Below are 1,562 nucleotides of genomic sequence, written 5' to 3' on the forward strand. Positions count from 1 at the left end.
ACATAGGGCGGCGGCCGGGCATGGGGGGCCGCGTCGACCAGCTCGGTGAAATCAGGGTTCCACAGGAAGGACCGGGCCGGCGCCGTGGATGTCTGCGGCCGCGCCCGGGCGGGTGCCGGCTGCGGGCCGGCCTCCAGCGCCACGGCGAGATCGAACCAGGCGGCGCCGAGCCGGACGGTGCCGCGGCGCGGCGCGTCGAGCCAGCCGGCCGCCAGCATCGGGCGCAGCACCGCATAGAGGCTGGACCGCGGCACGGCCAAGCCTTCGGCCAGGGCGGCGACCGGCGCCCCGCCGGGCGCCCCGGTCAGGCGGTCGACGATCCCGAGCAGGATGTCGACCCCCGATTGCCGTTGCCCGTCCTTGGTCACGGCGCCCCGGCCGTCACTCGGCGGCGGCCGCCGCCCGGGCCGCCGAACGTGGCGACAGGCGGTGCATCGCCCCGTCCTTCATCACCATGCGGATGGCGCCGTGGTTGTGGATCAGGGCGATGTCCTTCAGCGGGTCGCCATCGACCAGGATCAGGTCGGCGAGGAAGCCCTGCTTCACCTGGCCCAGCCGGTCGCCCATGCCCATCAGCTCGCCGCCGATCCGGGTGGCGCATTGCAGCGCCTCCGACTCGGTGAAGCCGAACAGCTTGACGAAATGCTCGACGTCGCGGGCGTTGGTGCCCTGCGGCGTCCAGGCGAAGCCGTAGTCGCCGCCGATCACGACGCGGATGCCGCGGCGGCGCATCTCGGCATAGGTGCGCTGGCTGGCCTCCATGCAGAGGTGCATGCCCAGCTTGCGCGCCCGCTCCTCGTCGATGCCCCAGGGCCCGGCCTCGTGGATGGTGTTGTAGATCAGGCCGATGGCAGGGCCGACGAAGATGCGGTCCTTCTGCGCCTCCAGCAGGTCCAGCGCCTCGGTGTCGGCATGCTCGCAATGATAGATCACGTCGACCCCGGCACGGACGGCGCGCTTCACCGCCTCGCTGGCCCGGGCGTGGCAGTTCACCCGCCGGCCGAAATCATGAGCGGTCTCGACCGCCGCCTCGACCTCGACCCGCGACATCACCGTCATGCCGCCCTTGGCCGGGTCGACGAAATCGTCGCCGGAGATGTTGATCTTGATGTTGTCGACATCCTCGCGGATGCAGGTGCGGACGGCGTGGCGGATCGCGTCCGCCCCATCGCAGACCCAGCCGAAGCTGGAGCGCTCGAGATGCAGCCGGCTCTCGTCGCCCAGGCCGCCGGTCACCGTGATCTCCGGGCTGGCCGCCCTGATCCGCGGGCCCTTCAGCCGCCCCTGGTTGACCTTGTCGCGGATCACCACGTCCAGCCGGGTCTTGGCGGCGGCCGCCGAATAGCAGCTGGTGAAGCCGTGGTCGAGCAGCAGCTCGGCGTTCCACATCGTCTCCAGCACATGCTCCTCGAGCGGCACGTCGCCGAGATCGGTGTTGCGGGTGGCGCCGCAGAAGGACAGGTGGGCGTGGCCCTCGACCAGCCCCGGCAGCAGCGTGGCGCCGCCGCCGTCGACGGTCTCGCAGCCGCCGGCATCCAACCGCTCGCCCGCCGGCGCCACCG

General features: G+C 72.0%; 2 protein-coding genes. Both read right to left on the minus strand.

All coding sequences use genetic code 11. From position 1 onward, the window contains the following. Positions 1–368, minus strand: a 368-nt coding sequence (locus tag AC3XYG_RS00395) for a helix-turn-helix domain-containing protein (protein ID WP_489137834.1), incomplete at its 3' end; no start/stop codon positions are given. Positions 369–381: 13 nt separating this feature from the next. After that, a partial coding sequence (locus AC3XYG_RS00400) for a metal-dependent hydrolase family protein (RefSeq protein WP_489137835.1) occupies positions 382–1,562 on the minus strand: 1,181 nt, incomplete at its 5' end.

The sequence above is a fragment of the Inquilinus sp. genome (assembly GCF_057815775.1).